This is a genomic window from Pseudomonas sp. USHLN015 (assembly GCF_037153275.1).
In the GTDB taxonomy this organism is placed as follows: Bacteria; Pseudomonadota; Gammaproteobacteria; order Pseudomonadales; family Pseudomonadaceae; genus Metapseudomonas; species Metapseudomonas tohonis.
The window spans coordinates 306,910-333,228 of the sequence record NZ_JBBCKP010000002.1; the positions used below are offsets into that span (position 1 = coordinate 306,910).

The 26,319-nt window shown below is 64.2% G+C and carries 29 protein-coding genes and 2 tRNA genes; 6 read left to right on the forward strand and 25 right to left on the reverse strand.

Going from position 1 to position 26,319, the window contains the following annotated elements; genetic code table 11:
* The first annotated feature begins 106 nt into the window (after positions 1-106).
* Positions 107-589 (forward strand): GreA/GreB family elongation factor, encoded by a 483-nt coding sequence (locus WFQ67_RS04500; protein WP_213625838.1) that lies wholly within the window; start codon positions 107-109, stop codon positions 587-589.
* A gap of 51 nt (positions 590-640) precedes the next feature.
* On the forward strand, positions 641-1,042 hold the full coding sequence (locus WFQ67_RS04505) for a hypothetical protein (protein ID WP_213625839.1): 402 nt from the start codon (positions 641-643) through the stop codon (positions 1,040-1,042).
* A 402-nt stretch (positions 1,043-1,444) separates the two neighbouring features.
* Here the strand turns inward: WFQ67_RS04505 and WFQ67_RS04515 are convergent, their stop codons facing one another.
* Positions 1,445-1,894, reverse strand: a complete 450-nt coding sequence (locus WFQ67_RS04515) for a LexA family protein (RefSeq protein WP_337056266.1) — start codon at positions 1,892-1,894, stop codon at positions 1,445-1,447.
* Between the two features lie 101 nt (positions 1,895-1,995).
* Positions 1,996-3,594 carry a M28 family metallopeptidase gene (locus WFQ67_RS04520; RefSeq protein WP_213625841.1) on the reverse strand — a complete coding sequence of 533 codons (1,599 nt, stop codon included), beginning with the start codon at positions 3,592-3,594 and terminating at the stop codon, positions 1,996-1,998.
* A gap of 507 nt (positions 3,595-4,101) precedes the next feature.
* Between WFQ67_RS04520 and WFQ67_RS04525 the strand changes: the two genes are divergently transcribed.
* Complete coding sequence (locus WFQ67_RS04525; protein WP_213625842.1) at positions 4,102-4,653, forward strand: GNAT family N-acetyltransferase; 552 nt, start codon at positions 4,102-4,104, stop codon at positions 4,651-4,653.
* A 178-nt stretch (positions 4,654-4,831) separates the two neighbouring features.
* Here WFQ67_RS04525 and WFQ67_RS04530 read toward each other — a convergent pair whose 3' ends face one another.
* The 5 genes from WFQ67_RS04530 to dapA all read right to left on the reverse strand — a co-directional run bounded on the left by WFQ67_RS04530 (position 4,832) and on the right by dapA (position 8,810).
* Entirely contained in the window at positions 4,832-5,071 is a 240-nt protein-coding gene (locus WFQ67_RS04530) for a DNA-binding protein (protein ID WP_081672337.1), read from the reverse strand.
* Positions 5,072-5,593: 522 nt separating this feature from the next.
* Positions 5,594-5,683, reverse strand: a tRNA-Ser gene (locus tag WFQ67_RS04535).
* A gap of 114 nt (positions 5,684-5,797) precedes the next feature.
* Positions 5,798-6,667, reverse strand: a complete 870-nt coding sequence (locus WFQ67_RS04540) for a phosphoribosylaminoimidazolesuccinocarboxamide synthase (RefSeq protein WP_111263824.1) — start codon at positions 6,665-6,667, stop codon at positions 5,798-5,800.
* A 130-nt stretch (positions 6,668-6,797) separates the two neighbouring features.
* The gene (bamC, locus tag WFQ67_RS04545; RefSeq protein WP_173171913.1) at positions 6,798-7,913 is read right to left on the reverse strand and encodes an outer membrane protein assembly factor BamC; all 1,116 of its coding nucleotides are present in this window, start codon (positions 7,911-7,913) and stop codon (positions 6,798-6,800) included.
* Between the two features lie 18 nt (positions 7,914-7,931).
* Positions 7,932-8,810, reverse strand: coding sequence for a 4-hydroxy-tetrahydrodipicolinate synthase (dapA, locus tag WFQ67_RS04550; protein WP_111263826.1), 879 nt, complete (start codon positions 8,808-8,810; stop codon positions 7,932-7,934).
* Positions 8,811-8,977: 167 nt separating this feature from the next.
* Here dapA and WFQ67_RS04555 point away from each other — a divergent pair, with 167 nt between their 5' ends.
* Complete coding sequence (locus tag WFQ67_RS04555; RefSeq protein WP_213625843.1) at positions 8,978-9,535, forward strand: glycine cleavage system protein R; 558 nt, start codon at positions 8,978-8,980, stop codon at positions 9,533-9,535.
* A 10-nt stretch (positions 9,536-9,545) separates the two neighbouring features.
* Positions 9,546-10,019, forward strand: a complete 474-nt coding sequence (locus WFQ67_RS04560) for a peroxiredoxin (protein WP_173171911.1) — start codon at positions 9,546-9,548, stop codon at positions 10,017-10,019.
* Positions 10,020-10,071: 52 nt separating this feature from the next.
* Here WFQ67_RS04560 and WFQ67_RS04565 read toward each other — a convergent pair whose 3' ends face one another.
* Together WFQ67_RS04565 and WFQ67_RS04570 are read right to left on the reverse strand one after the other, a co-directional pair.
* Positions 10,072-11,151: an AI-2E family transporter gene (locus WFQ67_RS04565; RefSeq protein WP_263150794.1), complete on the reverse strand. Its 1,080-nt coding sequence runs from the start codon at positions 11,149-11,151 to the stop codon at positions 10,072-10,074.
* Positions 11,152-11,183: 32 nt separating this feature from the next.
* Complete coding sequence (locus tag WFQ67_RS04570; protein WP_213625845.1) at positions 11,184-11,435, reverse strand: sulfurtransferase TusA family protein; 252 nt, start codon at positions 11,433-11,435, stop codon at positions 11,184-11,186.
* A gap of 105 nt (positions 11,436-11,540) precedes the next feature.
* On the opposite strand from WFQ67_RS04570, the gene WFQ67_RS04575 reads away from it, so the two are divergent.
* Positions 11,541-12,974 (forward strand): M48 family metalloprotease, encoded by a 1,434-nt coding sequence (locus WFQ67_RS04575; RefSeq protein WP_173171905.1) that lies wholly within the window; start codon positions 11,541-11,543, stop codon positions 12,972-12,974.
* Positions 12,975-13,028: 54 nt separating this feature from the next.
* On the opposite strand, the gene nadA is transcribed toward WFQ67_RS04575, so the two are convergent.
* The 16 genes from nadA to aspS all read right to left on the reverse strand — a co-directional run bounded on the left by nadA (position 13,029) and on the right by aspS (position 26,170).
* Positions 13,029-14,087, reverse strand: a complete 1,059-nt coding sequence (nadA, locus tag WFQ67_RS04580) for a quinolinate synthase NadA (RefSeq protein WP_111263832.1) — start codon at positions 14,085-14,087, stop codon at positions 13,029-13,031.
* Between the two features lie 231 nt (positions 14,088-14,318).
* A tRNA-Lys gene (locus tag WFQ67_RS04585) sits at positions 14,319-14,394 on the reverse strand.
* A gap of 59 nt (positions 14,395-14,453) precedes the next feature.
* Entirely contained in the window at positions 14,454-15,128 is a 675-nt protein-coding gene (gene queC / locus WFQ67_RS04590) for a 7-cyano-7-deazaguanine synthase QueC (RefSeq protein WP_173171901.1), read from the reverse strand.
* A gap of 1 nt (position 15,129) precedes the next feature.
* Complete coding sequence (gene queE, locus WFQ67_RS04595; RefSeq protein ID WP_213625847.1) at positions 15,130-15,777, reverse strand: 7-carboxy-7-deazaguanine synthase QueE; 648 nt, start codon at positions 15,775-15,777, stop codon at positions 15,130-15,132.
* A 126-nt stretch (positions 15,778-15,903) separates the two neighbouring features.
* Positions 15,904-16,725, reverse strand: coding sequence for a tol-pal system protein YbgF (gene ybgF, locus WFQ67_RS04600; RefSeq protein WP_173171897.1), 822 nt, complete (start codon positions 16,723-16,725; stop codon positions 15,904-15,906).
* A 6-nt stretch (positions 16,726-16,731) separates the two neighbouring features.
* A complete protein-coding gene (gene pal, locus WFQ67_RS04605) occupies positions 16,732-17,229 on the reverse strand; it encodes a peptidoglycan-associated lipoprotein Pal (RefSeq protein WP_111263836.1) in 498 nt (165 codons plus the stop codon).
* Between the two features lie 55 nt (positions 17,230-17,284).
* On the reverse strand, positions 17,285-18,586 hold the full coding sequence (gene tolB / locus WFQ67_RS04610) for a Tol-Pal system beta propeller repeat protein TolB (RefSeq protein WP_213625848.1): 1,302 nt from the start codon (positions 18,584-18,586) through the stop codon (positions 17,285-17,287).
* Positions 18,583-19,587 (reverse strand): cell envelope integrity protein TolA, encoded by a 1,005-nt coding sequence (gene tolA, locus WFQ67_RS04615; protein ID WP_213625849.1) that lies wholly within the window; start codon positions 19,585-19,587, stop codon positions 18,583-18,585. Before tolA ends, tolB begins: the two co-directional genes overlap by 4 nt.
* Positions 19,587-20,045 carry a protein TolR gene (gene tolR / locus WFQ67_RS04620; RefSeq protein ID WP_111263839.1) on the reverse strand — a complete coding sequence of 153 codons (459 nt, stop codon included), beginning with the start codon at positions 20,043-20,045 and terminating at the stop codon, positions 19,587-19,589. Before tolR ends, tolA begins: the two co-directional genes overlap by 1 nt.
* A 33-nt stretch (positions 20,046-20,078) precedes the next feature.
* Positions 20,079-20,774, reverse strand: a complete 696-nt coding sequence (gene tolQ / locus WFQ67_RS04625) for a protein TolQ (RefSeq protein WP_111263840.1) — start codon at positions 20,772-20,774, stop codon at positions 20,079-20,081.
* Positions 20,775-20,776: 2 nt separating this feature from the next.
* Positions 20,777-21,223, reverse strand: coding sequence for a tol-pal system-associated acyl-CoA thioesterase (ybgC, locus tag WFQ67_RS04630; protein WP_111263841.1), 447 nt, complete (start codon positions 21,221-21,223; stop codon positions 20,777-20,779).
* 90 nt (positions 21,224-21,313) lie between these two features.
* On the reverse strand, positions 21,314-22,366 hold the full coding sequence (gene ruvB / locus WFQ67_RS04635) for a Holliday junction branch migration DNA helicase RuvB (protein WP_213625850.1): 1,053 nt from the start codon (positions 22,364-22,366) through the stop codon (positions 21,314-21,316).
* 6 nt (positions 22,367-22,372) lie between these two features.
* The gene (gene ruvA / locus WFQ67_RS04640) at positions 22,373-22,975 is read right to left on the reverse strand and encodes a Holliday junction branch migration protein RuvA (protein WP_111263843.1); all 603 of its coding nucleotides are present in this window, start codon (positions 22,973-22,975) and stop codon (positions 22,373-22,375) included.
* A gap of 21 nt (positions 22,976-22,996) precedes the next feature.
* A complete protein-coding gene (gene ruvC / locus WFQ67_RS04645) occupies positions 22,997-23,521 on the reverse strand; it encodes a crossover junction endodeoxyribonuclease RuvC (protein WP_111263844.1) in 525 nt (174 codons plus the stop codon).
* Between the two features lie 61 nt (positions 23,522-23,582).
* Complete coding sequence (locus WFQ67_RS04650; RefSeq protein WP_111263845.1) at positions 23,583-24,332, reverse strand: YebC/PmpR family DNA-binding transcriptional regulator; 750 nt, start codon at positions 24,330-24,332, stop codon at positions 23,583-23,585.
* A gap of 62 nt (positions 24,333-24,394) precedes the next feature.
* Complete coding sequence (gene aspS, locus WFQ67_RS04655; protein ID WP_173171884.1) at positions 24,395-26,170, reverse strand: aspartate--tRNA ligase; 1,776 nt, start codon at positions 26,168-26,170, stop codon at positions 24,395-24,397.
* Positions 26,171-26,319 lie beyond the last annotated feature (149 nt).

Here is a 26,319-nt window from a genome sequence, read left to right on the forward strand (position 1 = left end):
TTGCATCAATATAAAGCAAATATGATGCAAATACACAAATTACAATCCTCTCCTCTTCTGGTGACTCCACCCGTAGAATGCGGCCTTTGCCAGCAGGGTCCTCGCCATGGACAAAGCCCGTATCCAGCATCTGATCATCGCCAAGCTCTCGGACGACCTGGAGCTGCTGCAACGTGCTGCGCAGACGGCCTACGAAGCGGCGACCCATGAAGAGAACGTCGCCGAGAACAAGTACGACACGCTGGGGCTGGAGGCATCCTACCTGGCGACCGGACAGGCCCGCCGCGCCGCCGAGATCAAGCAGGCGATCAGCCTGTTCCAGGGCCTGGCGCTGCGTGATCACGACCCGGCACAGGGCATCCAGCTCAGCGCCCTGGTGCGGCTGGGCGTGGAAAGCGGTGGCGAGCAGCTACTCTTTCTCGGCCCGGAAGCCGCCGGCCTGAAGGTTGCGACCGAGGATGGAGACATCACCGTGATCACCCCGCGCTCCCCCCTCGGCCAGGCTCTGCTGGGCAAGGGCGCCGGCGCCGAGATCACCCTGGCGATCGGCGGCACCGAGCAATGGTACGAGGTGATCGACGCCCACTGAGAGCGGACGCGCCACGTCCTGATCGGCCCATCGACCCTGTGAGGAGGTTCCATGCCCGCTCGAAAACGCACGCTTCACATCAGCCTCGACCCGGTGAAACTGGTGCTGTGCATCGCCTTGGGCATCTGGCTCGGCTGCCTCGCCGTCGCCGCCACCGCCTGGTTCGGCTATCGGCACCTGGTGGGCGCTGCCTGGGAGCAGGTCGGCCAGGGCACCACGGCGCCCCTGGGCTCGCCGATAGGCCCTCAGCCTGCCCCTGTCCCTGCCCCTCAGGACAATGCGCAGATGTTCGAGCGCTACCAGCAGAACCAGAGCGCGACCCAACAGCGCGACAATGCCCGTATCGAAGAGGCTGAACGCCTGGCCAGCCCCAAATGCCAGTTCTGGACCGCCCAGCTGCGCAACGCTCCCAACGAGAAGGCGCGGCAGAACGTGGAGCGCTTCTGCAACTGAACCCGCCCTGACCGCACGTCATCCGATCAGCACTTTATGCCGCTCGCGCTGCCGAAGTTTTCAAGCACCTGCGCATCCCGTCCGATGAAGAAGCCGGCCAGCCGACCGAAGGCGGGGCCTGTCAGGGAAGCGTCACGGATGCCGGACTAAACTCCAGTTGTGTGCCCATTTGCGGGCACCGAGGCGGTTAGCGATGAGTCCTGAAGCCTTTATCGTGTTGTTGATCCTGGGTTGGCTGATGGTAGCCGTTGCGATGCTCTGGGCCATGCTCAGAATCACCCACCACCACCATCACCCCACGACCCGAGCGCCTCGCCAGCCCTTGGAACGCCCGGTGAACGAGCACAAGGCCAGGCAGGCGACCGCTCCTCATCACTAAGCCCCTATCTGCTCGCACCCGCGTCATGCCAGTGGTTGCCAGCGCTGCGGACGGCGGAAGCTGTGGGTGACGACACCCCGGATCATCCAGTCCTGCCCGGGCGACAGCCTCAGCGCCGGATAGCGGGCGTTCTCCGCCACGAGCACGCGCTGGCCGTCTTCGTGACGCAGGCGGCGTATGTAGAAATCCCCATCGATCACCGCCACCACCAGGCTGCCATCGGTTGCTACACGTGCGCGATCGGCCAGCAGCAGGTCCCCTGGGGCGAGGCCGATGCCCTCCATGCTGTCGTCTTCCAGACGGACGGTTAAGGTCTGTGGGATATCGATGCCCAGCAGCTCGTCCAGGCTCAGGCAGCCGTCGAGGCGCAGGCGAACCGGGCCTTTCGCATCGTTTTCATCGATGCCGAGGGTGTAGAGCGGGAGCTTGCTGAATGACGGCCCCAGACGGCCGATGATGCGGACATTACCCATGGCGGCGCCTCCTGATACTGTTTTTATATACAGTATTTGTGCGCTCGATTTTCGTCAACGGGGAGCTTGCGCCGGCGGGCCGGCGCAAGACCCGTCAGGCGTTACTTGATGTAGGCATCACCCCAGCGTTCGACGTTGCGCACGCTGGCTTTGCGCAGCGCGGTGCCCTGGGCTTTCTTCGCAGCGGCGATCTCGTCGTCGATGATCTTGGTCGAGATCGACAGCCAACTGGTGGCGAAGGCCATCGCGTCGCCGTTGATCTCCAGCGCGTCCAGATCGATGTTCGCCGTGTTGTCGCAAGCGTTGTGGTAGCAGGGATCGAAGGGCTGGCCCGCCGCACCGCCATACTTCTGCGCCTGCTCCTCGGTCTTGATGTCCTCGGCGCCGGTGAACAGGCCACCGAAGGCAATGCCATCCTCGAAGAACTGCGCATAGTCGGAGCGGAAGTCGATCTCGGTCCCCTCGAACTGCGCGCGACGCAGCTTGAAGTAGGCTTCGAACAGGTGCTCGATCGCGGCCGAACCGGGCGGGCCCTGCAGACCGAAGGACGAACCGTCGCCGTCATAGATGAAGTTCGCGTAGTTCGGCGAACCGATCATGTCGAAGTTCAGGTAGGCCTTGATCTTCTTCTTCTCCTCGGGAGTGAGGTTGTTGACGTAGTAGGTCGAGCCCACCAGCCCGGACTCCTCGGCGCCCCACCAGGCGAAGCGGATCTTGTTCAACGGATAGGCCTTGCGCAGCAGCACGGCCATCTCCAGCAGCGCGGCACTGCCGGAACCGTTGTCGTTGATGCCGGGGCCCTCGAATACCGAGTCCAGGTGCGCGCCCACCATCACGACGTTCTTCGGATTGCCGTAGCGGGTCTCGGCGACCAGGTTGTAGGTCTGGGTCTTCGAGCGCACCACATCGACGACCATGCGCAGCTGCAGGCCTGCCGTGCCGGCCCAGGCCGCGCCATTGTCGTAGGTGGCGAAGATCACCGGGATGCCACCTTCGTAGCCATCGCCCAGGGTCACGTTCTCCAGGCCCTTGCGGTCATCCGTGTTGCCCTGGTTGAAGATGATCACCCCCGCTGCACCAGCCGCGGCGGCGTTCTCGGCCTTGATCTCGAAGTTGCAGGTACCGCGCTGGATCAGTGCGATGGAGCCGCTGGGGAAGTTGGCGAAGTCCTCCGCCTCGCACCCGCTGGAGGAGGTGTTGCCCGCCCCCAGCGCCACGTCCACGGGCACCACCGGTGCACTCACATCACCGGCCTCGCTCTGCGAGAGGTAGGTGAAGTCAGTCTCCCAGACATAGCTGCCGGGGGTCGGCGTGATCGCATTCAGGGTACCCGGCCCTTTGGGGTAGTAGGCGGTGAAGGGGAACGGCTGCACCGTCACCTTGTAGCCGGCCTTCTGCAGGGTCTTCTTCACGTAGTCGATGGACGCCTGGTAGCCCGGCTGACCGGCTGCCCGATTGCCATCGTTGAGGCTGGCGATGTCCTGCAGCGCCTGGAGCCGGGTGAAGACGTTGCTCGCCTGCAGGCAGCGCGGCAGCCCGAGCGGCGTGCCCACCAGCAGCGGCGAATTGCAGATGGAGGGGTTGGGTTTGCCGGGACTCCAGAATTCCTTGAATTCGGCGTCTGCGGCGGGGCTTGCAAGGGATGCCGTGGAAACGGCGAACGCGAGGGAACCGACAACACGTCTGAAATTATTTTTCATGCTGACTCCAATCCTTTTGAAGTGGTTGTAGGCAGGCCTGAAATGGCATTGCGCCACTGTCCGGTACTTCATCCTTCGGACGGCCTAAAACCTAGACTGGAGGGTGTAGCCGGGGTTCTTCGCGCGTGACGGGAAAAACGTGCGCCTTGTCGCTTTTTCGATACAAAAAGGCGCAAGTTGCGACGAACGTGTCGGAAAACGAATCCATTTTGATATCAATCAAATGTCTTGTGGCCATCACTTCCTAAACAGTGAGGGTGAGCTACGCGGCAACGGCTCCGAAGGACCACGGAGCACCGAAGAAGGACTCATGGGCCTTGCTTGACCAGGTACCAATCTGTGGCCCTTGAGCTCCTGCTCGGCACGACGGTGTCGTCCGCGTAGGCGCAAGCCCTAACAGAGGCCTTGTACAGCGGCAGTGCCTCGATCTCGCTGGCTTCCTGCTCGGTTTTCAGCCGGGCGCGCTACCATCCCGGCCCTACACCCTGGATCAACTGCAGGAATCCCATGAGCAGCCCCCCGGACATCACCCTTCACACCTCCCCGGTAGCCGATTCGGCCCTCGACTTCGTGTTCATCTTCGAGCGGCGGCAGGTAGTGGACCGGGTCATTCGCTTGCAGGCGGGCCGCGCGGTGGAGAGCGCCGATCCCTTCATCGACGACTGGTCCCCGGCCGAACGTCAGGAAGTGAAGGACACGCTGCGGGCCGCTCTGGCCAACGGCGGCATGGTCTGCCTGGCGACCCGTCTGGGGCGGGTCGTCGGCTTCGCCTGTGTGGACGGCGCGCCTATAGAACCCACCGGGCGCTACCGGCCATTGAAGGAGTTCCATGTCGAGGCCACCGAGCGTGGCAGGGGCGTCGGGCGCCTGCTGTTCGCCCGCTGTCTCGAAGAGGCCCGCCACAAGGGCATCGAGCGCCTGTATGTCTCGTCCCACTCGGCGAGGGAGACGGTGCGGTTCTACCAGCGCCAGGGTTGTGTGGATGCGCAGTGGTTGTGGCCAGAGCAGGTGGCGCGGGAGCCTTGCGACTATCCGATGGAGTACGAGGTAGGGGGATGAGCAGCCCTGCCTGTCTGGCATCCCCTTGCCCATGAACCTGGCGAGACACGGCATCCGCGATTCAGGGATGCGCTGACTTTCGTCCGGTCTCAACTGCTGGAAGCTCGACTGGAGAAGCCAGGCGCTTAGGCAGAAGCGATGCGGCGCTGGGCGGAAAGCTGCGGGACACAGCCCGTGGTCACTCGGCGCTGGATGGCGATAAATCTGGATGGGTGTCGTCATAGGCCGGGCTTGTCTGCCCGATCTCGGGTGCAATCTGGCCGCAAGCCAGCCAGAACGCGTACTGGGGATAGGCCTTCACAAGCACGTCGATCTCTTCCGTGCTGACTCTCACCGCGCCTTTGCTGACGCTCCGCCAACGGTCGTGGTTGCCTCCACCCAGTTCACTGGCCTTTTTCGGTCCCAGCCGCTTGATCAACGCTCGTGCTCTATCGCCCGCTGTCTGCATAAAACATCTTCGACCTTAATTCTGGGCAATAACTTCCCAGAACATGATTTCGTGGGATATAGTTCACCCGTGGGAAATAGTTACCCAAGGGACGAAGGCGTGCAGGCCTTCGAAATAGCCACGGATAGTGACGGAATAGGCATGGAACGGGAAGACCTCTTGCCGGCGGCACTGGCTGCTTTGCCGTCAGCGGCTGGCACTGGAGTGGAAAGCATGAGCGAGCGACCTGTGGACACCAGAACGGCACTGGCAAACCTGGGGCAGACGATGGTGATGGAGCTGCACTGGGAAGAGGTGCCGCATCCGCTGAGGAGGGCTACTTCCTGGTGAAGAACGCGCTGGCGCCGGGCCCGTTCCCGGATGAACTGTTCTGGTCGGACATCCGCCGGATGAAGGTGCTGGTACAGCGCCCCCTGCCAGCACCAGGCGCGCGCGGGCATGCCTGAAAGCACAAAGCCCCTGGCTCTCGCGAACCAGGGGCTTTGCTGTGTATGGCGGGAAGATAGGGATTTGAACCCTAGGTGCCATTGCTGACACAACGGATTTCGAATCCGTCCCGTTCGGCCACTCCGGCATCTTCCCGAACGGCGCGCATGATACCAGCTGAAAAGCGATTGGCGAAGCCCGCCGTGGCAATTTTTTCGCGTGCATTCAGATGCTTGCGTATTGCCCCGGCCGGCAGCCCCGCTGCCGGGGTCAGGCGGTGAGCTTGGTCAGGGCCTCGCGGTACTTGTCGGCGGTCTTCTGTGCGACGTCGGCGGGTACGGCGGGGGCTGGCGGCTCCTTGTTCCAGCCGGTGGACTCGAGCCAGTCGCGGACGAACTGCTTGTCGAAGCTGGGCGGGTTGGTGCCTTCGACATAGCTTTCCACCGGCCAGAAGCGGCTGGAGTCAGGGGTCAGCACTTCGTCCATCAGGGTCAGGGTACCGTCTTCGTCGATGCCGAATTCGAATTTGGTGTCGGCGATGATGATGCCGCGAGTGGCGGCGTACTCGACAGCAGTGCTGTAGAGGGCGATGGCGGTATCGCGGACCTTGGCGGCCAGTTCCTTGCCGATGATGGCTTCGCACTGCTCGAAGGAGATGTTCTCGTCATGGTCGCCGACAGCGGCCTTGGTCGAGGGGGTGAAGATCGGCTGGGGCAGCTTGGAGGCTTCCTTGAGGCCGGCGGGCAGCTGGATGCCGCAGACGGTGCCGGTCTTCTGGTATTCCTTCCAGCCCGAACCAACGATGTAGCCGCGCACGATGGCTTCGACGGCCACTGGCTTGAGGCGCTTGGCGACCACGGCGCGGCCTTCCACGAGCGGCAGCTCGGCGGCGGGCACCACGTCCTCGACCTTGTCGCCGGTGAAGTGATTGGGCACCACGTCGGCCAGCTTGTCGAACCAGAAGTTGGAGATGGCGGTGAGGATCTTGCCCTTGTCCGGGATCGGCTGCTCGAGGATGACGTCGAAGGCCGAGAGCCTGTCGGTGGCGACCATGAGCATGCGCTTGGCATCGATCTCATAGAGGTCGCGGACTTTGCCGGAGTAGATCTTCTTCAGGCTCAGGGTGCTGGGAGTGGTCATGTCGATTTTCCGCCTCTGTTAAACGAAACAGGCGAAACCTGCGGGGTTTCGCCTATTGTCTCGCCGCCGCGCCCTGCGGCGCGTCGGCTGGAGCCGGGTGGAGGTCAACCGCCACCCGGTCGGTCCGGCCTCAGCCGAGGTTTTCCTGGATCAGGCCCAGCACGCGGCGCGCCACATCAGCAGGTGCCACGGTGTTGATGTCCTTCTCCACGGTGACCTGGACGCTGTCACCGACGCGGGTCAGGCGAACCTGGTAGCGCTCGGCACGGGCCTCGATCTCTTCCTTGCTCGGTGCGCTGCCCCACAGGCGGCTGAAGAAGCCAGGCTCCTGGTCCTTCTCCGCGCCCTCGGCGAGGTTGATGTAGTACACGCCCAGGCTGCGGTTGATGTCGTCGACGCGGACATCCGCCACTTCCAGGGCACGACCGACGCTGGACCAGGAACGGTCGAAGTCGGCACCCAGGTTGAGGATCGGGTTGCCACTGCCGTCCTCGGACAGGGTCACGCGGCTCGGCGCATCGAAGTCGCGGGCAGCCAGCAGGGAAACGGAACCACCCTGCTCGGCGCTGCGCGCCATGCTGGCGAGCATTTCGTCCATCAGCGCAGCCTCGAGGCTGGGGCTGTCGGAGCGGCTCGGCCAACCGGTATCGGCGCTGCTGCCTGCCGGGCGGGTGGTGGTGAGGACGAAGATCTCGCTGGTGTTGCGCTGCACGCCCGGCTCGATACGCACACGGGCACGCACTTCGCTGTCGGGCTCGACACCGCTCACACGGCTGCCGAGGCGGCGTGCGAGGGGCGCGGAAAGCTGGTCGAGGCGCTGCCAGGCGGTGCTGAACTCGCCGGTCTGCGGACGCTCGTCGACGACCTTGAAGCCGCCGTCCTCGAAGAACTGGCGAGCCACCGGCCAGACCTCGGCCGGGATGCGCTGGGCAACCACCCAGCGCGAGTCGCCGCTCTTCTGCAGGCTGTAGTCGCTGACCTCACCCTTGACTTGCAGGGGCTGCGGGCGCGGGACTTCGTAGTCGGCGTCGCTGCGGCTGTCGGCGACGTTCATCGGCACCGGCAGCAACGGGTCAAGGCGTTTGGATTGGGCATCCGGGGGCAACTGCATGGGCGCGGTCTGGCGCGCTTCCAGGTAGTCGTTGCCGCGGTCGCGGAAGTAGCCATTTTCGCCCCAGAGCCAGCCGCAGCCGCTGGTGCTGGAGATCATCAGGGCGAGAGCGGAGAGTCCGGCCAGTCGCTTCATGCGTAGTAATTCCTCGGATTAAGCCAATACACCGGACTGGCGGAGCGCCTGACGCAGCGGTTCGTGGCAACGCGGGCTGAGCCAGGTCAGCGGCAGGCGGATGCCGTCGGGCATCAGGCCCATCTCGTGCAGGGCCCACTTCACCGGGATCGGGTTCGATTCGATGAACAGCGCCTTGTGCAGCGGCATCAGCTTGTCGTTGATCGCGCGAGCGGTCTCGGCATCGCCACGCATGGCAGCGGCGCAGAGGTCGGCCATCTCGCGGGGCGCGACGTTGGCGGTCACGGAAATGTTGCCCTTGCCGCCCATGAGCATCAGCTCGACGGCGGTGGCATCGTCACCGGAGTAGACGAGGAAGTCCTTGCTCACGCGATCCAGGACTTCCTGGCCGCGCTTGAGGTCGCCGGTGGCTTCCTTGATACCGATGATGTTGGAGATCTTCGCCAGGCGCTCGACGGTCTCGGGCAGCATGTCGCAGACGGTGCGGCCAGGGACGTTGTAGAGGATCTGCGGAATCGCGACGGATTCGGCGATGTGGCGGAAATGCTGGTACAGGCCTTCCTGGGTCGGCTTGTTGTAGTACGGGGTCACCAGCAGGCAGGCATCGGCGCCCACGTTCTTGGCGGCGGCGGTGAGGTCGACGGACTCGCGGGTGGAGTTTCCACCGGTGCCGGCGATGACCGGGATGCGGCCATTGACCTGATCCACCACGCGGCGGATGACTTCGATGTGTTCGTTCACATCCAGCGTCGCGGATTCACCCGTGGTGCCGACTGCGACTATGGCGTTGGTGCCTTCCTGCAGGTGGAAATCCACCAGCTTGGTCAGACTCGCCCAGTCCAGTTGACCTTGTGCATCCATGGGCGTGACCAGTGCCACCATACTGCCCGCAATCATGCAACCGCTCCTGCCGGAAAAAGAGAGCCGTAATGGTACTGGTGCCCATTGCCCAGCACAAGCTGACGAGGGCGCCTCAAGCATTCCCCTCGGCAGCGCTTTTCGCTAACCTCTCCGCTTTGATCGACGCGGCTTTGGCCGCCCTCCCCTCGCTTTAGGAATGCTGCATGTCCACCACCCCGCCCCGCGAACAATTCCTTGTGATCAGCGCCCTTGGCGTCAACCCCATGGAGCTGACCAATGTGCTGTGCCGAGCCAGCCAGGAAAACCGCTGCGCCGTGGTCAGCAGCCGCCTGACTCGCCACGGCGAGTACAGCGCACTGGTGTTGCAGGTATCCGGCAGCTGGGATGCGCTGGCCCGCCTGGAGGCAGGCCTGCCGGCCCTGTCCAAGCGCCACGAATTCACCTTCCAGGTAACCCGCAGCGGCGCGCTGGAGCCACGCCCGCAATCGCTGCCCTACGTGGCCTACGTCAGCGCGGCCTACCGCCCGGACATCCTCAATGAGCTGTGCCAGTTCTTCATCGACCACCGTGTCGAGCTTGAGAACCTCACCTGCGACACCTACCAGGCGCCGCAGACCATGAGCACCATGCTCAACGCCACCATCACCGTGACATTGCCCGCCGGCACCCAGATCAGCTGGCTGCGCGATCAGTTCCTCGACTTCGCCGATGCGCTGAACCTCGACGCCCTGATCGAGCCCTGGCGCCCGCAACATCCGTAAGGAGCAAGACATGGCCGTAGCAATCGACCAACCGGTAGCCGACTTCACCGCCCCCGCCACCAGTGGCCAGCAGGTGACGCTCTCCGCCCTGAAAGGCAAGCAGGTCGTCCTGTATTTCTACCCCAAGGACAGCACCCCCGGCTGCACCACCGAAGGCCAGGGCTTCCGCGACCAGCACGGGGCCTTCGCTGCCGCCAATACCGTGATCTTCGGCGTCTCCCGCGACGGCCTGAAGTCCCACGAGAACTTCAAGTGCAAGCAGGAGTTCCCCTTCGAGCTGATCTCCGACAAGGACGAAGCGGTCTGCCAGTTGTTCGACGTGATCAAGCTGAAGAAGCTCTATGGCAAGGAATACATGGGCGTCGACCGCAGCACCTTCCTCATCGACAAGAACGGTGTGCTGCGTCAGGAATGGCGTGGCGTGAAGGTTCCGGGCCACGTGGATGCCGTGCTCGCGGCCGCCCAGGCGCTGAACAAGGGCTGACCCGCCCCGCCGCAATGAACGAAGGCCGCGAAAGCGGCCTTTTTCATGCCCGTCACATCAGCGGCGACGGCCCGTCCCTCAGTGGTCCACTGCGCGGCCAAGCATCGAGCACGGCCTTGAACAGCGTCGCCAGGGGAATCGCGAAGAAGATGCCCCAGAAGCCCCAGAGACCTCCGAACAGCAGCACGGCACAGATGATGGCCACCGGGTGCAGGTTGACCGCCTCGGAGAACAGCAGCGGCACCAGGATGTTGCCATCCAGCGCCTGGATCACTCCGTAGACCACCATCAGGTAGATGAACTGGTCGCCCCAGCCCCACTGGAACAACGCGATCAGCGCCACCGGGACGGTCACCACCACCGCGCCGATGTAGGGCACCACTACCGACAAGCCGACCAGCAATGCCAGCAACGCCGCATAGTTGAGCCCGAGGGATACGAAGGCGACGTAGGTGACACCGCCACAGATGACGATCTCGATCACCTTCCCGCGGATGTAGTTGGCAATCTGCTGGTTCATCTCCTGCCACACCTGGGTCATGAGCGCGCGCTCACGCGGCAGGTAGCCGCTCAGCCAGCGCAGGATCAGCTCGCGGTCCTTGAGGAAGAAGAACACCAGGATCGGCACCAGTACCAGGTAGATCATCAGGTTGACCACCAGCGGCAGGCTGGAGAGGGAGAAGGTCAGCGCCCACTGGCCGAACTTGCCGACCTCGCTGCGGGTCACCTCGATGGCGTTGAGCACCTGCTCGTCGGTCACCAGGTGCGGGTAGCGCTCGGGCAGCAACAGAAGCAGCGACTGCCATTCGCCGAGCATGCGCGGCAACTCCTTGAACAGGGTGCTGAGCTGCTGCCACAACAGCGGCATCAGCACCACCAGGAACAGCGCCAGGGCCCCGATGAACAGGGCGAAGACCAGCCACACGGCCAGCGTTTGCGGCATGCGCAGGCGTTCGAGGAAATTCACCACTCCCTGCATCAGAAAGGCCAGGACCAACCCTGCCAGGACCGGCGCCAGCATATTGCCGAGGGTGAGGACCAGGGTAAAACCCAGGACCAGGAAGACCGCCAGCACCACCGCCTCTTCATCGGAGAAGTAGCGCTGCACCCAGTCGCGAAGCACCTTGAACATCGGAGTTCCTTGGTAAGCGTAAGCAGGGAGGTTCAGGCCTTGCGCAGCCAGTAGCGATAGGTGCCGCCCTGCTCTTCCTCGTGCAGCAGCACGTGGCCGGCGAGGCGGGCGAAGGCACGGAAATCGCGTTGCGAACCGGCATCGGTGGCAGTGACCTTGAGTACCGCGCCGCTGGGCAGACGGTTGAGTTCCAGCTTGGCCTTGAGCAGCGGCAACGGGCAGTTCAGCCCGCTGGCATCCAGCTCGGCGTCGAAGGTATCGGGACGGCCGGCGGCGTCAGTCATGAGTGTTCTCCAGGAGGGCGCCTAGGATACAGAAGCCCGCACAACCCTGGCCAGCCGACCGGGCAGGAGGCTACAGTTAGCGCTTTGCCGACAAGAGCCCTGTGCATGAATCCGCTGCGCCCCACTCTGCTGACGCTTGCCTGCCTCCTCGCATCGCCCGTGATGGCCGATGACCTGCCGTCCCTCGGCGACTCCAGTTCGGCCATCGTCTCTCCGGAGCAGGAACACCAGCTGGGCCGCGCCTGGCTGAGCCTGTTGCGCGGCCAGGTGGAGCAACTCTCGGACCCGCAGCTCAAGGACTACGTCGAGACCAGCGTCTACCGCCTGGCCGAGACCAGCCAGCTGCAGGACCGCCGCCTGGAATTCGTGCTGCTCAAGAGCCCTCAGCTCAACGCCTTCGCCGCCCCGGGCGGGATAGTCGGGGTCAACGGCGGCCTGTTCCTCTATGCCCCCAACGAAGCCGAATACGCCTCGGTGCTGGCCCACGAACTGGCGCACCTTTCGCAGCGCCACTTCGCGCGCGGCATCGAAGCCCAGCAACGCATGCAGATCCCGGTGATGGCGGCGATGCTCGCCGGCATCGTCGCGGCGGCGGCCGGCGCCGGTGACGCGGGCATGGCGGCGATCATGTCGACCCAGGCCGCGGCGATCCAGGAGCAACGTCGCTTCTCCCGGCAGAACGAACAGGAAGCTGACCGCATCGGCCTGCTCAACCTGGAGAAGGCCGGCTACGACCCCCGGGCCATGCCGAACATGTTCGAGCGCTTGATGCGCCAGTACCGCTACGACTCCAAGCCGCCGGAATTCCTCCTCACCCACCCGGTCACCGAGTCGCGTATCGCCGACACCCGCAACCGCGCCGAACAGCTGCCGCCGGGCGGCGTCGAGAACAGCCTGCGCTACCAGTTGATGCGCGCCCGTGTGCAGCTGATGTTCGAGGAGACCCCGGGGATCTCGGCCAAGCGCTTCCGCGCCCAGCTCGATGCCGATCCCAAGCTGGATGCCGCCCGCTATGGCCTGGCCATCGCGCAGATCAAGAACGGGCAGCTCAACGAAGCACGCGAAGCCCTTGCGCAGCTGCTGGCCAAGGCCCCCAACGAGATCGTCTACAACCTGGCCCAGGTCGACCTGGACATCACCGCCAACCGCCTGCAGGACGCCCAGCAACGCGTCGACCGGCTGCTCGGCCTGTACCCCAACAACTACCCGCTCAAGCAGGCGCGCAGCGACCTGATGCTCAAGCTGAACAAGCCCCAGGAAGCGGAGAAGATCCTCGACGGCCTGATCAAGAGCCGCCCGAACGATCCGGACGTCTGGTACCAGGTGGCCGAGGTGCGTGGCCTCGCCGGCAACACCATCGGCCTGCACCAGGCGCGCGCGGAGTTCTTCGCCCTGGTCGGCGACTACGACCAGGCCATCGAGCAGCTGGATTTCGCCAAGCGCCGCGCGACCAACAACTTCCCGCTCGCCTCGCGCATCGATGCACGCCAGCAGGAAATGATCGAGCAGCAGAAGACCATCAAGAAGATGATGCGGTGACGCAAGCCGCCCATGAAAAAGCCCGGACATGTCCGGGCTTTTTTTGCGTGCCGATCAGGCGTTGCCGGCGAGCTTCAACCGCGCGGCCTGGGTGAAGTCGAGCATGCGCTTGAGCGGCTTGACCGCGCGCGGCACCAGCGCTGCATCGACGAATATCTCGTTGCTGCCCTCACGCAGGCACTGCAGGGTGCGTTCCAGGGTGTTCATGGCCATCCAGGGGCAGTGCGCGCAGCTGCGGCAGGCCGCCCCATTGCCGGCGGTGGGCGCCTCGATGAACTGCTTGTCCGGGCACAGCTGCTGCATCTTGTAGAAGATGCCGCGATCGGTAGCGACGATGAACATTTTGTTCGGCAGCGTCTGCGCAGCCTTGATCAATTGGCTGGTGGAGCCCACCGCATCGGCGAGCTCGATGACCGCCTCGGGCGATTCCGGATGGACCAGGATGGCTGCCTCCGGATAGAGCGCCTTCATGTCTTCGAGCTGCTTGGCCTTGAACTCCTCGTGAACGATGCAGGCACCGTCCCAGAGCAGCATGTCGGCACCGGTCTCGCGCTGGATGTAGCGTCCCAGGTGCTGGTCCGGCGCCCAGATGATCTTCTCGCCGTTGTCCATCAGGCTCTCGACGATTTCCAGCGCGCAGCTGGAGGTCACCACCCAGTCGGCCCTTGCCTTCACCGCCGCGGAGGTATTGGCATAGACGACGACGGTACGCTCCGGGTGCTGGTCGCAGAATGCCGAGAACTCATCCACCGGGCAGCCCAGGTCCAGGGAGCAGGTCGCTTCCAGGGTCGGCATCAGCACGCGCTTCTCGGGGTTGAGGATCTTCGCGGTCTCGCCCATGAAGCGTACACCGGCCACCAGGACCGTCTGCGCCTCGTGCTGGTTGCCGAAGCGGGCCATCTCCAGGGAGTCGGACACGCAACCGCCGGTCTCCTCGGCCAGGGCCTGGATCACCGGATCGCAATAGTAGTGGGCCACCAGAACGGCGTTCTGCGCCTTCAGTTCGGCTGCGATCTGCGCCCGGAGCTGCGCCTCTTCATCGGCAGTCAGTTGCCGGGGCTGCTTCGCGGCGAGATGGGCCTGGACGAGAAAACGTTCGGAGAGATGGGACATGTCTGCTGGACCTGCGAGCGCGTTGCGCGAAAGCCTGTTGGGTCACCGCCCGCCGGGCCAGGGGCCACGCGGATCGGGGCGCGGATGATAACGCAGATTAACGCCATTGGGCATGGCAGCGGGAGGGGCTGCACCCTCCGCGGTCACCGCGCTCGACTTTCCTGCGGGCAAACGAAAAGCGGGAAGACCTTTCGATCTTCCCGCTTCCGTTGCTCCTCGCGGAGCCTTGTATGGTGGGTCGTGTAGGATTCGAACCTACGACCAATTGGTTAAAAGCCAACTGCTCTACCGACTGAGCTAACGACCCGACGCGGAGCGCATAATACTGATTTTATTCAGGAATTCAACACCCCACCGTAAAAAAAATCAGAAATATCTCGTAGGATCCTGCACGCCAGCGGCCGCGAAGCCATCCGCACGCAGCCGGCAGCTGTCGCATTTGCGGCAGGCGCGGCCCTCGTCATCGGCCTGGTAGCAGGACACCGTCAAAGCGTAGTCGACCCCGAGCCTGACGCCCGCCTGGACGATCTGCGCCTTGCTGAGGTTCTGCAATGGCGCCTGCATGCGGAAGCCATCACCCTCCACGCCAGCCTTGGTCGCCAGGTTGGCCATGCGCTCGAAGGCCTCGACGAACTCGGGGCGGCAATCCGGGTAGCCGGAGTAATCCACCGCGTTGACGCCGATGAAGATATCCCGCGCACCGAGCACTTCCGCCCAGCCCAGGGCGAGGGACAGGAATACGGTGTTGCGCGCCGGCACGTAGGTGACCGGGATGCCTTCGGTAGGCGCCTCCGGCACGGCGATGCTGCTGTCGGTCAGGGCCGAGCCGCCGATGCCGTTCAGGTCGAGACCTATGACCTTGTGCTCCACCACGCCCAGTTGCCTGGCTACGCGCTCGGCCGCCTGCAGCTCGGCACGATGACGCTGGCCGTAGTCGAAGCTCATGGTGTAGCAGGCATAGCCTTCGGCACGCGCCATGGCCACGACCGTGGCAGAGTCCAGGCCGCCGGAGAGGAGGATTACCGCTTTCTTGTCGCTCATATCAGTGTCCCGGCTCGTCGTTCCAGAGAATCTTGTGCAATTGCAGCTGCAGCCGTACCGGCAGGTTGTCGGCCACTATCCAGTCGGCGAGGTTCCGCGCGCTCACCTGCTGGTGGCTGGGCGAGAACAGCACCTCGCCCGCGCGTTGCTCCAACCGGTACTCGATCAGCTTGGAGACGGCCCAGTCGTAATCCTCGCGGGAGCAGATGACGAACTTCACCTGGTCGTTGCGGGTCAGCTGGGCGATGTTCTCGTAGCGATTGCGGGCAAGCTCGGCGGAGCCTGGCGTCTTCAGGTCGACGACACGGCTGACGCGCGTATCCACGGCCGAGATGTCCAGGGCGCCGCTGGTTTCCAGCGACACCTCGTAGCCGGCGTCGCAGAGCCGTTGCAGAAGCGGGATGCAGTTGGGCTGCGCCAGCGGCTCGCCGCCCGTCACACAGACGTAGCGGGGCTTGTAGGCAGCCACCTGGGCGAGGATGTCATCCAAGGTGTGGAGCTGGCCGCCATTGAAGGCATAGGCGGTGTCGCAATACTGGCAGCGCAGGGGACAGCCGGTCAGGCGCACGAATACCGTCGGCAAGCCGGCGGTACGCGTCTCCCCCTGCAGCGAGTAGAAGATCTCGGTCAGTCGCAGGGTCTGTTGCATAGGGGCCACGGGCGTAACGGCTAAACAGGCCATCCGCCTCCGTTGCTGGAAGAAGAGTCAGAGGGCGGCGATTCTAACGAAAAAACCCGCGACAGGCGCGGGTTTCTCGATGCTCGGAGGCGTGGATCAGGGCAGGCGCTGGAGATCCCGCTGCGCCAGCTGGGCGGCGGAGCTGCCCGGGTACTGTGCGACGACCTGCTTGAGGATGCCCTTGGCCTTGTCGGTATTGCCCAGGCGCTGCTCGACGTCAGCGAGCTTGTAGAGGGAATCCGGCACCTTGGCGTGCTGCGGATAGACCTGGCTGACCTTGGCGAAAGCCTGGCCGGCGCCCTGCAGATCACCCTTGGCGAGATTGACTTCGCCCAGCCAGTATTGCGCGTTGCCGGCGTACTGGCTGCTGGGGTACTTGCGCAGGAATGCGCCGAAAGCCTGGCTGGCCTTGTCGAAGTCCTTGGCCTTGATCAGGTCGAAGGCAGCGTCGTAGTAGAGCTTTTCCTTCGCCGGATCGCCCGGTTCGGTGCTGGCGGCCGGCTGCTGGGCCGGTGCCGAGGGAGTGCCGGCGGCGTTGATCGCGCCATCGGCAGGGGAATTCTGTTGTGCGGCTGGTGCGCCCGCTGCGCCCGCATTCAAGCGGCTGTCCAGATCCTGATAGCGCTCCAGCGACTCGCGCTTGAGCTGCTCGATCTGGTTCTGCTGTTCTTCCACCATCCCACGCAGGCGGGCGGTCTCTTCCTGCATCTGCTGCAGTTGCATGAACAGCTCGCCTTGCGCGGACACCGGGGCCGAAGCCCCGGATCCGGCATAGGCGCCAGTCGTGCCATAACCAGCGGGCGGGTAACTGTTGCCGTAACCGGCATCGTTTCCGTCCACCACGGGAACCTCAGCAAAGGCAGCCAGGGGCAGGCTGCTGAGGGCCAATACAGTCAAAGCACGACGGCACTTACGCATATCGAATTACTTACGCAGTTCGACGCGACGGTTCTGAGCCCAGGACTGCTCGTCGTTGCCAGTGGCAACCGGACGCTCTTCGCCGTAGGAAACCAGTTCCAGCTGAGCCGGGGAAACGCCCTGCAGAACCAGGTAGCGCTGAACGGCCTTGGCACGACGCTCGCCCAGAGCCATGTTGTACTCGCGGGTGCCGCGCTCGTCGGTGTGGCCTTCCAGAACGACGCGAGCGCCGTTGCCTTTCAGGTCCTTGGCGTGTACGTCCAGAGCGCGCATGGCTTCCGGCTTCAGGTCGGAGCTGTCGTACTCGAAGTAGAAGGTGGTGATGGCGCGCAGAGCGGCTTCTTCGCTCAGGCTGCCGTCAACACCGCTGTTGCCGCTGTTGTAGCCAGCGTTCGGGTCTACAGCGCCCTGACCGGAATCGTCGCCGCCCTTGGAGGAGCAACCAACTGCAACAGCCATGGCCAGAGCCAGAGCAGCGAACTTACCGAATTTGATCATTTCCATCATGTAACTCCTAATGAGCCCCAGTGTGTTTAGCAAAACAAAAGTGGATACCGCGTCAGTTCAGGTACGGCGACCAGGACGGTTCGCGGATATCGCCTTGAACGGTTGGAATCGGGAGTCGCACGCGCCCGTTTGTGGACACGAGCATCAGCACTCCCCGGCCCTGCTGGCGGGTGGCGTAGATTAGCATGGTGCCGTTTGGCGCAACAGTGGGCGAGTCATCCAGAGTGGTGCCGGAAAGGATGCGCGGAGCACCGCCACGGACCAGGTCCAGGGCCGCCACCTTGAAGTTGGTGAAGCCATCCTGGCGATGGATCATCACCAGGGTCTTCTCGTCAGCCGAGAGCTTCGGGTTGGCGTTGTAGTTGCCGACGAAGGTCACGCGCTGCGGCTCGCCGCCGTTGATGTTGGTCTTGTAGATCTGCGGCTTGCCGGCACGATCCGAGGTGAAATAGATGGTCTGGCCATCTGCGCCCCAGAAAGGTTCGGTGTCGATCGCCATGTGGTTGGTGACGCGGCGCAGCTGGCGGCTGCCCAGGTCCATCACGTAGATCTCCGGGTTGCCGTCCTTGGACAGCACGAACGCAAGGCGATTGCCTTCGGGCGACCAGGCCGGCGCGCCGTTCAGGCCCTCGAAGTTGGTGATCTGCTCACGGCGACCGGTGTCGATGTGCTGGATGAAGATGCGCGGGCGCTTCTGCTCGAAGGAGACATAGGCGATGCGGCGGCCGTCCGGTGCGTAGCGCGGCGAGAGGATCGGCTCACGGGACTGCAGCAGGGTCACGGCGCGCTGGCCGTCGTAGTCCGAGCGCTGCAGGGTATAGCGCGTGTTGTTCACCGAGAAACGCTCGGCGGTCACGTACAGCATGCGGGTGGAGAACGCACCCTTCACGCCGGTGAGCTTCTCGAAGGACTGGTCGGCCACGTAGTGCGCCATGTCGCGCAGCTGGTCGGTGGAGCCGCTGACGCTGCCGGCGAACACCTGCTGCTCGGTGGCGACGTTGAACAGGGCGAACTGCACCTGCAGGCGACCACCGGCCGGGGCGATGCTGCCCACCAGGACGTACTGGGCGCCCAGGGCCTTCCAGTCGCGGTAGATCACTTCGCTCGCCTGGGTCGGCAGGCTGATCATGTTCTGCCGCGGGATGGGCTCGAAGAAGCCGGAGTTGCGCAGGTCATTGCCGATGATGTCGGACATGTCCTCGGGCAGGACGTTGCCGCCCTGCCAGCCGAAGGGCACCACCGCGATGGGAGTTGCGCTGTCCCGACCACCCGTAATCAGGAGCGGATCAGCGGCCTGCACGGCACCGACCAGCATGGTCAGGCCGAGCAGGACGATACGAATCAGAGTGTTCACAGACCTAAATCCTCCGGTTTGAAGACGACGCGACGCTGCCTGTACATCCTGTCAAAGGTAGCGCGATCCAATTGTTGCATTTCAGGGATGCGCCCTACGCTGCGCACCGCGGCCACCGCAGAGCTGTCGAAGGGCCCATCGCCACTTGAACGAGTGACGCTGGCGTTGGTGATGGTGCCGTCGGGCAGCATCTGAATCAGCAACTCGACGCTCATGCCCGGGCGGGTCGACAACGGCTTCTGCCAGTTCTCGCTGATCAGCTTGATGATCAGGTCGTCCAGGCTGCCGGCAACCTGGTCGCCCACCTCGTCGGCCAGGGTCTGCTCACGCTCGACGGTGTCGGACAGCAGGTCAGCGAGAGCGGCGGCCTTCTTGTCCTCGGTCGATTTGCGCTTGGCCTCCTCCGCTGCCTTTTTCTTCGCGGCTTCGGCGGCGGCCTTCTTCTTCGCATCCTCGGCAGCCTTCTTCTTCGCGGCCTCGGCTGCAGCTTTCTTCTTCGCCTCTTCAGCGGCTTTCTTCTTGGCCTCGTCGGCAGCCTTTTTCTTGGCTTCCTCTTCCGCCTTCTTCTTGGCGATGTCGGCCTGTTGCTTCTTGGCTTCCTCGGCCTTCTTGGCGTCATCCGCCTTCTTCGCTTCGGCTGCCTCTTCCGCTTTTCGAGCTTCCTCGGCTTTCTTTTGTTCCGCCGCCTTGGCCGCAGCGACCTTCTGCTGCTCCAGCTTCTGCTGCTCGGCCTTCTTCTGCTCCATCTGTTCGGTTTCGTACTGCGGAGCGGCGGCCTTCTTGGCTTCGCCGGCGATCTTCTGGTTGGTCTGGGTGGTCGCCTGGCTCTGCGATTTCAGCTGATAGAGCGTCGCCTGCACGATCGGGCGCGCTGGCGGCAGTTCAGGGGTGAAGGCGAAGCTGACGAACAGCGTGCCAAAGATCAGCACGTGCAGGCCTATGGCCCAGACCGCGGGCCAGAAATAGCTTTCCGATGGGGAGCGTTCGCTCTGCTGCTGCATCAGGGCGCCTCGGTGATCAGCCCGACATTACCCACGCCGGCCTGTTGCAGGCCGCCCATGACGGCCATCACGGAGCCGTAGTCGACGGCCTTGTCACCCCGGACGAAGACCTGGACCTTCTTACCCTGGCTGGTGTTCTGGCTCATGATCGCGGTGACCGCTTGCACCAGTTGCGGCAGCGTGCTGGACGTCTCGCTGGCCTTGCCCTGGTCCGGGTCCACTTCCTCGCCCATGTTCCAGTAGTAGCTCTTGTCGGCCTTGATCGAGATGGTCAGGACGCGGGAGTCGTTGTCCTGCGGCAGCGCCTCGCTGGACACCTTCGGCAGGTCGACCTTGACGCCCTGGTTGAGCATGGGCGCAGTCACCATGAAGATGACCAGCAGCACCAGCATCACATCGATGTAGGGCACCACGTTCATCTCGGCGACCGGCTTGCGTTTTTGGCGAATTCTGGCCATGGCGTGAAACCTGTCCTCTATTGAACCTGCGTCTTATTCGTCGCTGGTGTGCACTTTGCGGTGCAGGATGGCCTGGAACTCGTCGGCGAAGGTGTAGTAGCGACTGATCAGGGTCTCACCACGAGCTGCGAAACGGTTGTACGCAATGACCGCCGGGATCGCCGCGAACAGGCCGATGGCAGTGGCGATCAGCGCTTCGGCGATGCCGGGGGCCACGGTAGCCAGAGTGGCCTGCTGCACCTGGGCCAGACCACGGAAGGAGTTCATGATCCCCCAGACGGTACCGAACAGGCCGATGTAGGGGCTGGTGGAACCGACGGTGGCGAGGAACGGCAGGCTCTGCTCGAGCTTTTCCTCCTCACGGGAAATGGCGACGCGCATGGCACGAGCCACGCCTTCCATCACCGCATCCGGATCGACGCCGGGCTGCTGGCGCAGGCGGGAGAACTCCTTGAAGCCGGCGCGGAAGATCTGCTCGACGCCGGAATCCGGGTCGGGGTTGCTGCCGGCCTGGCGATACAGCTTGGACAGATCGATGCCCGACCAGAAGCGCTCCTCGAAGGTCTCGAGGGACTTCTTCGCCGCGCGCAGCAGGTTGCTGCGCTGGAAAATCATGATCCACGAGGTGACCGAAGCGGCCACCAGAGTGAGCATGACCAGTTGCACCACGATGCTGGCGTTGCTGATCAGGCTCCACATGGAGGTATGGTCGACGACGTTGGCTTCCACGCTTAGTCTCCTGCAGGGGGTTGGCCCGGTACGGCGGCGAAGGCTGAACGCAGCGCTTCGGGGATCGCCCGGGGTTTCAAACTGTCGGCGCGCACACAGGCCACCAGGAACTGCCCTTCACAGAGCAGCGCATCATCCGTAGCCCGCCTCACCTGTTGACGAAAGCGCAGGCTGGCACGGTTCAATTCGATCACTTCGGCGCTGATGGTCAGCTCGTCGTCGAGCCTCGCGGGTGCGTGGTAACGCGCCTCGGCCGAATGCACGACGAAGAGCAGGTTCTCCCCCACCAGCTCGGACTGGGCAAAACCCAGGCTTCGCAGGCACTCGGTGCGAGCCCGCTCCATGAACTTGAGGTAGTTGACGTAATAGACGATGCCACCGGCATCGGTGTCTTCGTAATAGACGCGGCTCCGATGCACGAAAGGCTGGGCCCCATTTTGCGCGCGCATACTCTAGTGCTTACTCCAAAGGTTGCCAATCAGGCCGGGCACTGTTTTTTCACCCCCAGCGCCCGCCGCTCGGTTCGACAGCGATTTCCCCTATTCGTCCCCCACCCCGAACAAATCGTCGGTGGGTGACTCGGCCATGCGCTTGGGCAGGTTCAAGCCGAAGTGCAGGTAGGCGTGACGGGTGACCACGCGCCCACGGGGGGTGCGCATGATGTAGCCCTGCTGGATCAGGTAGGGCTCCAGCACATCCTCGATGGTGTGGCGCTCCTCGCTGATCGCAGCGGCCAGGTTGTCGATGCCCACCGGGCCACCGTCGAACTTGTCGATCATCGCCAGCAGCAGACGCCTGTCCTGGTGGTCGAAGCCACGCTCGTCGACATCCAGCAGGTTCAGCGCCTGGTCGGCGATCACCCGCGTGATCTGGCCCTTGCCACGCACTTCCGCGAAATCGCGCACGCGGCGCAGCAGGCGGTTGGCGATGCGCGGGGTGCCACGGGCACGACGGGCGATTTCGAAGGCTCCCTCGGGCTCGATGTGCAGCCCCAGGATGCCGGCGGAACGGGTGACGATGCTGGTCAGGTCCTGGGTGCTGTAGAACTCCAGGCGCTGGACGATGCCGAAACGGTCGCGCAGCGGGTTGGTCAGCATGCCGGCGCGCGTAGTGGCGCCGACTAGGGTGAAGGGCGGCAGGTCGAGCTTGATCGAACGAGCCGCAGGGCCTTCGCCGATCATGATGTCGAGCTGGAAGTCCTCCATCGCCGGGTACAGCACCTCTTCGACGATGGGCGACAAACGGTGGATTTCGTCGACGAAAAGCACGTCGCCGGACTCCAGGTTGGTCAAGAGCGCAGCCAGGTCACCGGGGCGCTCCAGCACCGGGCCGGACGTGCTCTTGATCGATACCCCCATTTCCTGGGCGATGATGTTGGCCAGGGTGGTCTTGCCGAGGCCCGGCGGGCCGAAGATCAGCGTGTGGTCGAGAGCCTCGTTGCGCCCGCGGGCCGCCTGGATGAACAGCTCCATCTGCTCGCGCACGGTGGGCTGGCCCACGTAGTCGGCAAGGCTCAGCGGGCGGATGGCGCGGTCCAGCTGCTCGTCGCGGTCGCGGCTGCTGGCGGTTATCAGGCGGTCTGCTTCGATCATGCGGTGTTACACCATTCCTTTCAGGGCGCGGCGGATCAGTTCTTCGCTGGACAGCCCTTCTTCCTTGATGGCGGCAACGGCACGGCTGGCTTCCTGGGGCTTGAAGCCCAGGGATATCAAGGCGCTCAGCGCATCACTCTCGGCGCTGGAAACCTTGGCGTTGAGCGGTTCGACCACCAGGGTGGAAATGCTCGGCATGGTTTCCCAGGCCTTGAAGCGGTCCTTCAGCTCCACCAGCAGGCGCTCGGCGGTCTTCTTGCCGACACCCGGGATCTTCACCAGGGTCGAGGTGTCCTGGGCCTGCACGCAACGCACCAGCTCGTCCACTTCCAGCCCGGACATCAGCGCCAGGGCCAGCTTGGGGCCGACGCCATTGAGACGGATCAGCTCACGGAACAGTTCGCGCTCGCGCTTCTCGAAGAAGCCGTAGAGCAGGTGCGCGTCCTCGCGCACCACCAGGTGGGTGTGCAGGGTCACGGGCTCGCCGGTCGAGGGCAGGCGGTAGAGGGTGGTCATGGGCACTTCCAGCTCGTAGCCGACGCCATTGACATCGAGAATCAGGTGCGGCGGCTGTTTTTCCGCCAGGGTGCCACGCAAACGTCCAATCACGAAGTGCGTCCTTATATGGGGTTACAAACGGAGCCGTCCGCCGCGGCGCTTGGCGGTGGCGAGGCCGTGCGGGATCAGGCTCTGCCGGTGATGCGCATGGCACAGGGCGATGGCCAGGGCATCCGAGGCGTCGATCTGGGGCTTCTGCACCAGCTTGAGCAGGTGCATGACCATCATCTGCACCTGCTGCTTGTCGGCGCCACCGGTGCCGGCGATGGCCTGCTTGACCTGGCTGGCGCTGTACTCGGCCACCTCCAGCCCCTCCTCGCTCGCGGCGACGATGGCGGCGCCACGGGCCTGGCCCAGTTTGAGCGCGGAGTCGGCGTTGCGCGCCATGAAGACCTTCTCGATGCCCATGGTCACCGGCCCGTAGGTCTGGATGACCTCGCGCACGCCACGGAAGACGATCAGCAGGCGCTCCTGCAACTCGCCACTGCCGGTGCGGATGCAGCCGGACGCGACGTATTCACAACCGCGCCCGGTGTCGCGGACCACGCCGTAACCGGTGATGCGCGAACCAGGGTCGATACCGAGGATGAGGGTCATTGCAGCTCTATATCAGGTGCCCAAGTAAAAAAGCCGAAGCGTCCGCTCCGGCTTTTTCGTGTCAGCCCAGCTGGGCCATCACATCGTCGGGGATGTCCACGTTGCTGTAGACGTTCTGCACGTCGTCCAGGTCCTCGAGCATGTCGATGAGCTTCATCACCTTCTGCGCGGTTTCCAGGTCGGTGATCGGCGCGGTGATCGAGGGGATCATCGCCACTTCGGCCTCGTCGCCCTTGAAACCGGCGGCGGTGAGCGCTTCGTTGACACTGAGGAAGTCGGCGAACGAGGTGTAGACCTCCACCGAACCGTCGTCCGCTGCGACCACGTCGTCGGCGCCCGCTTCCAGGGCCGCTTCCATCAGGGCGTCTTCGTTCACGCCAGGGGCGTAGCTGATCTGGCCCTTGCGGTCGAACATGTAGGCCACCGAACCATCGGTGCCGAGGTTGCCGCCGCACTTGCTGAATGCGTGGCGCACTTCGGCGGCGGTGCGGTTGCGGTTGTCGGTCATGGCTTCGACGATGATCGCCACGCCGCTCGGCGCGTAACCCTCGTAGCTCAGCTCGACCATGTTGTCGGCTTCGTTGGAACCGGCGCCGCGGGCGATCGCGCGATCGATGGTGTCGCGGGTCATGTTGGCGGTGAGCGCCTTGTCCACGGCCAGGCGCAGACGCGGGTTGTCCGCCGGGTTGCCGCCGCCGTGCTTGGCCGCGACGGTCAGCTCACGGATGAGCTTGGTGAAGATCTTGCCGCGCTTGGCGTCCTGACGCTCCTTGCGGTGCTTGATGTTGGCCCATTTGGAATGACCCGCCATAACTGACTCCGTGCTTTCTGGTGGCGGCGGCGCATCGGGCGCCGCCGTCGGGGTGGAACGATTTACTCGGCCTTGGGCTGTTCGCGCAGGCGGATGTGCAGCTCGCGCAGTGCCTTGCCATCCACGGTGCCCGGCGCCTGGGTCATGACGTCACCGGCGCTCTGGGTTTTCGGGAAGGCGATCACTTCGCGGATCGAGGCGGCGCCGGTCATCAGCATGACCAGGCGATCGAGGCCGAAGGCCAGGCCGCCGTGCGGCGGGGCGCCGTACTTCAGCGCGTCGAGGAGGAAGCCGAACTTCTCTTCCTGCTCGGCATCGTCGATGCCCAGTACGCGGAACACCGCCTGCTGCATGGACTTGTCGTGGATACGGATGGAGCCGCCGCCCAGCTCGGTGCCGTTGAGCACCATGTCGTAGGCCCGGGACAGCTTGCCGGCCGGGTTGGCCTCCAGCTCCTCCGGGGTGCACTTGGGCGCGGTGAACGGGTGGTGCAGCGAGGTCAGGCTGCCGTCGTCGTTCTCTTCGAACATCGGGAAGTCCACGACCCACATCGGCGCCCACTCCTTGGTGAGCAGGTTGAGGTCATGGCCGACCTTGATGCGCAGCGCACCCAGGGCGTCGCAGACGACCTTGGCCTTGTCGGCGCCGAAGAACACGATGTCGCCATCGACCGCACCGACTCGGTCGAGGATCACGTTCAGGTTGGGCTCGGCGATGTTCTTGACGATCGGCGACTGCAGGCCGTCCACGCCCTTGGCGCGCTCGTTGACCTTGATGTAGGCCAGGCCCTTGGCGCCATAGATGCCGACGAACTTGGTGTAGTCGTCGATCTGCTTGCGCGGCATGCTCGCGCCGCCCGGCACGCGCAGTGCGGCGACACGGCCCTTCGGATCGTTGGCAGGACCGGAGAAGACCTTGAACTCGACGTCTTTCAGTTGATCGGCGACATCGACCAGTTCCAGCGGGATGCGCAGGTCGGGCTTGTCCGAACCGTAGCGGCGCATGGCTTCCTCGAAGGGCATGTGCGGGAACTCGTCGAACTCGACGTCGAGGACTTCCTTGAACAGCTGGCGCACCATCTTCTCGGTGATGGCGATGATGTCGCTCTCGTCGAGGAAGCTGGTCTCGATGTCGATCTGGGTGAATTCCGGCTGGCGGTCGGCACGCAGGTCTTCGTCGCGGAAGCACTTGGCGATCTGGTAGTAGCGATCGAAGCCGGCAACCATCAGCAGTTGCTTGAACAACTGGGGCGATTGCGGCAGGGCGAAGAAGTTGCCCGGGTAGGTACGGCTCGGCACCAGGTAATCACGCGCACCTTCCGGAGTCGGACGACCGAGGATCGGGGTCTCGACATCGAGGAAGCCGTTCTCGTCTAGGTAGCGGCGGATGCTGCTGGTGATGCGCGCACGCAGCTTCAGCTTGGCGGCCATCTCCGGGCGACGCAGGTCGATGAAGCGATAACGCAGGCGGGTCTCTTCGCCGACGTCGGAGTATTCGTCCAGTGGGAAGGGCGGAGTCTCGGCCTGGTTGAGGACCTCGAGCTCGTAGCCCAGCACTTCGATGGCGCCGGATGCCATGTTGGCGTTGACGGCGCCAGCCGGGCGCGGACGCACCTTGCCGGTGACCTTGACGACGTATTCGCTGCGCACGCGGTCGGCCTTGGCGAAGGTCTCGGCGCGATCCGGGTCGAACACGACCTGGGCCAGGCCTTCACGATCACGGATGTCGAGGAAGATGACCCCGCCGTGGTCACGGCGACGGTGGACCCAGCCGCAAAGGGTGATTTCCTGGCCGTCCAGGCTCTCGTTCAGTTGGCCGCAATAGTGGCTGCGCATCATGGTCGTGTTTCGCTTCTCTTGAGTCTTGAATTCGTCGGGCCGCCAGTGTGCGTGCCGTCGATGACCGCGGGCGGGCGGTGAATCGCCGCCGGGCATCGGGACCACACTGCCGCAGGCCGGGGACCGGTGGCAAAGGGGCGGATTATATA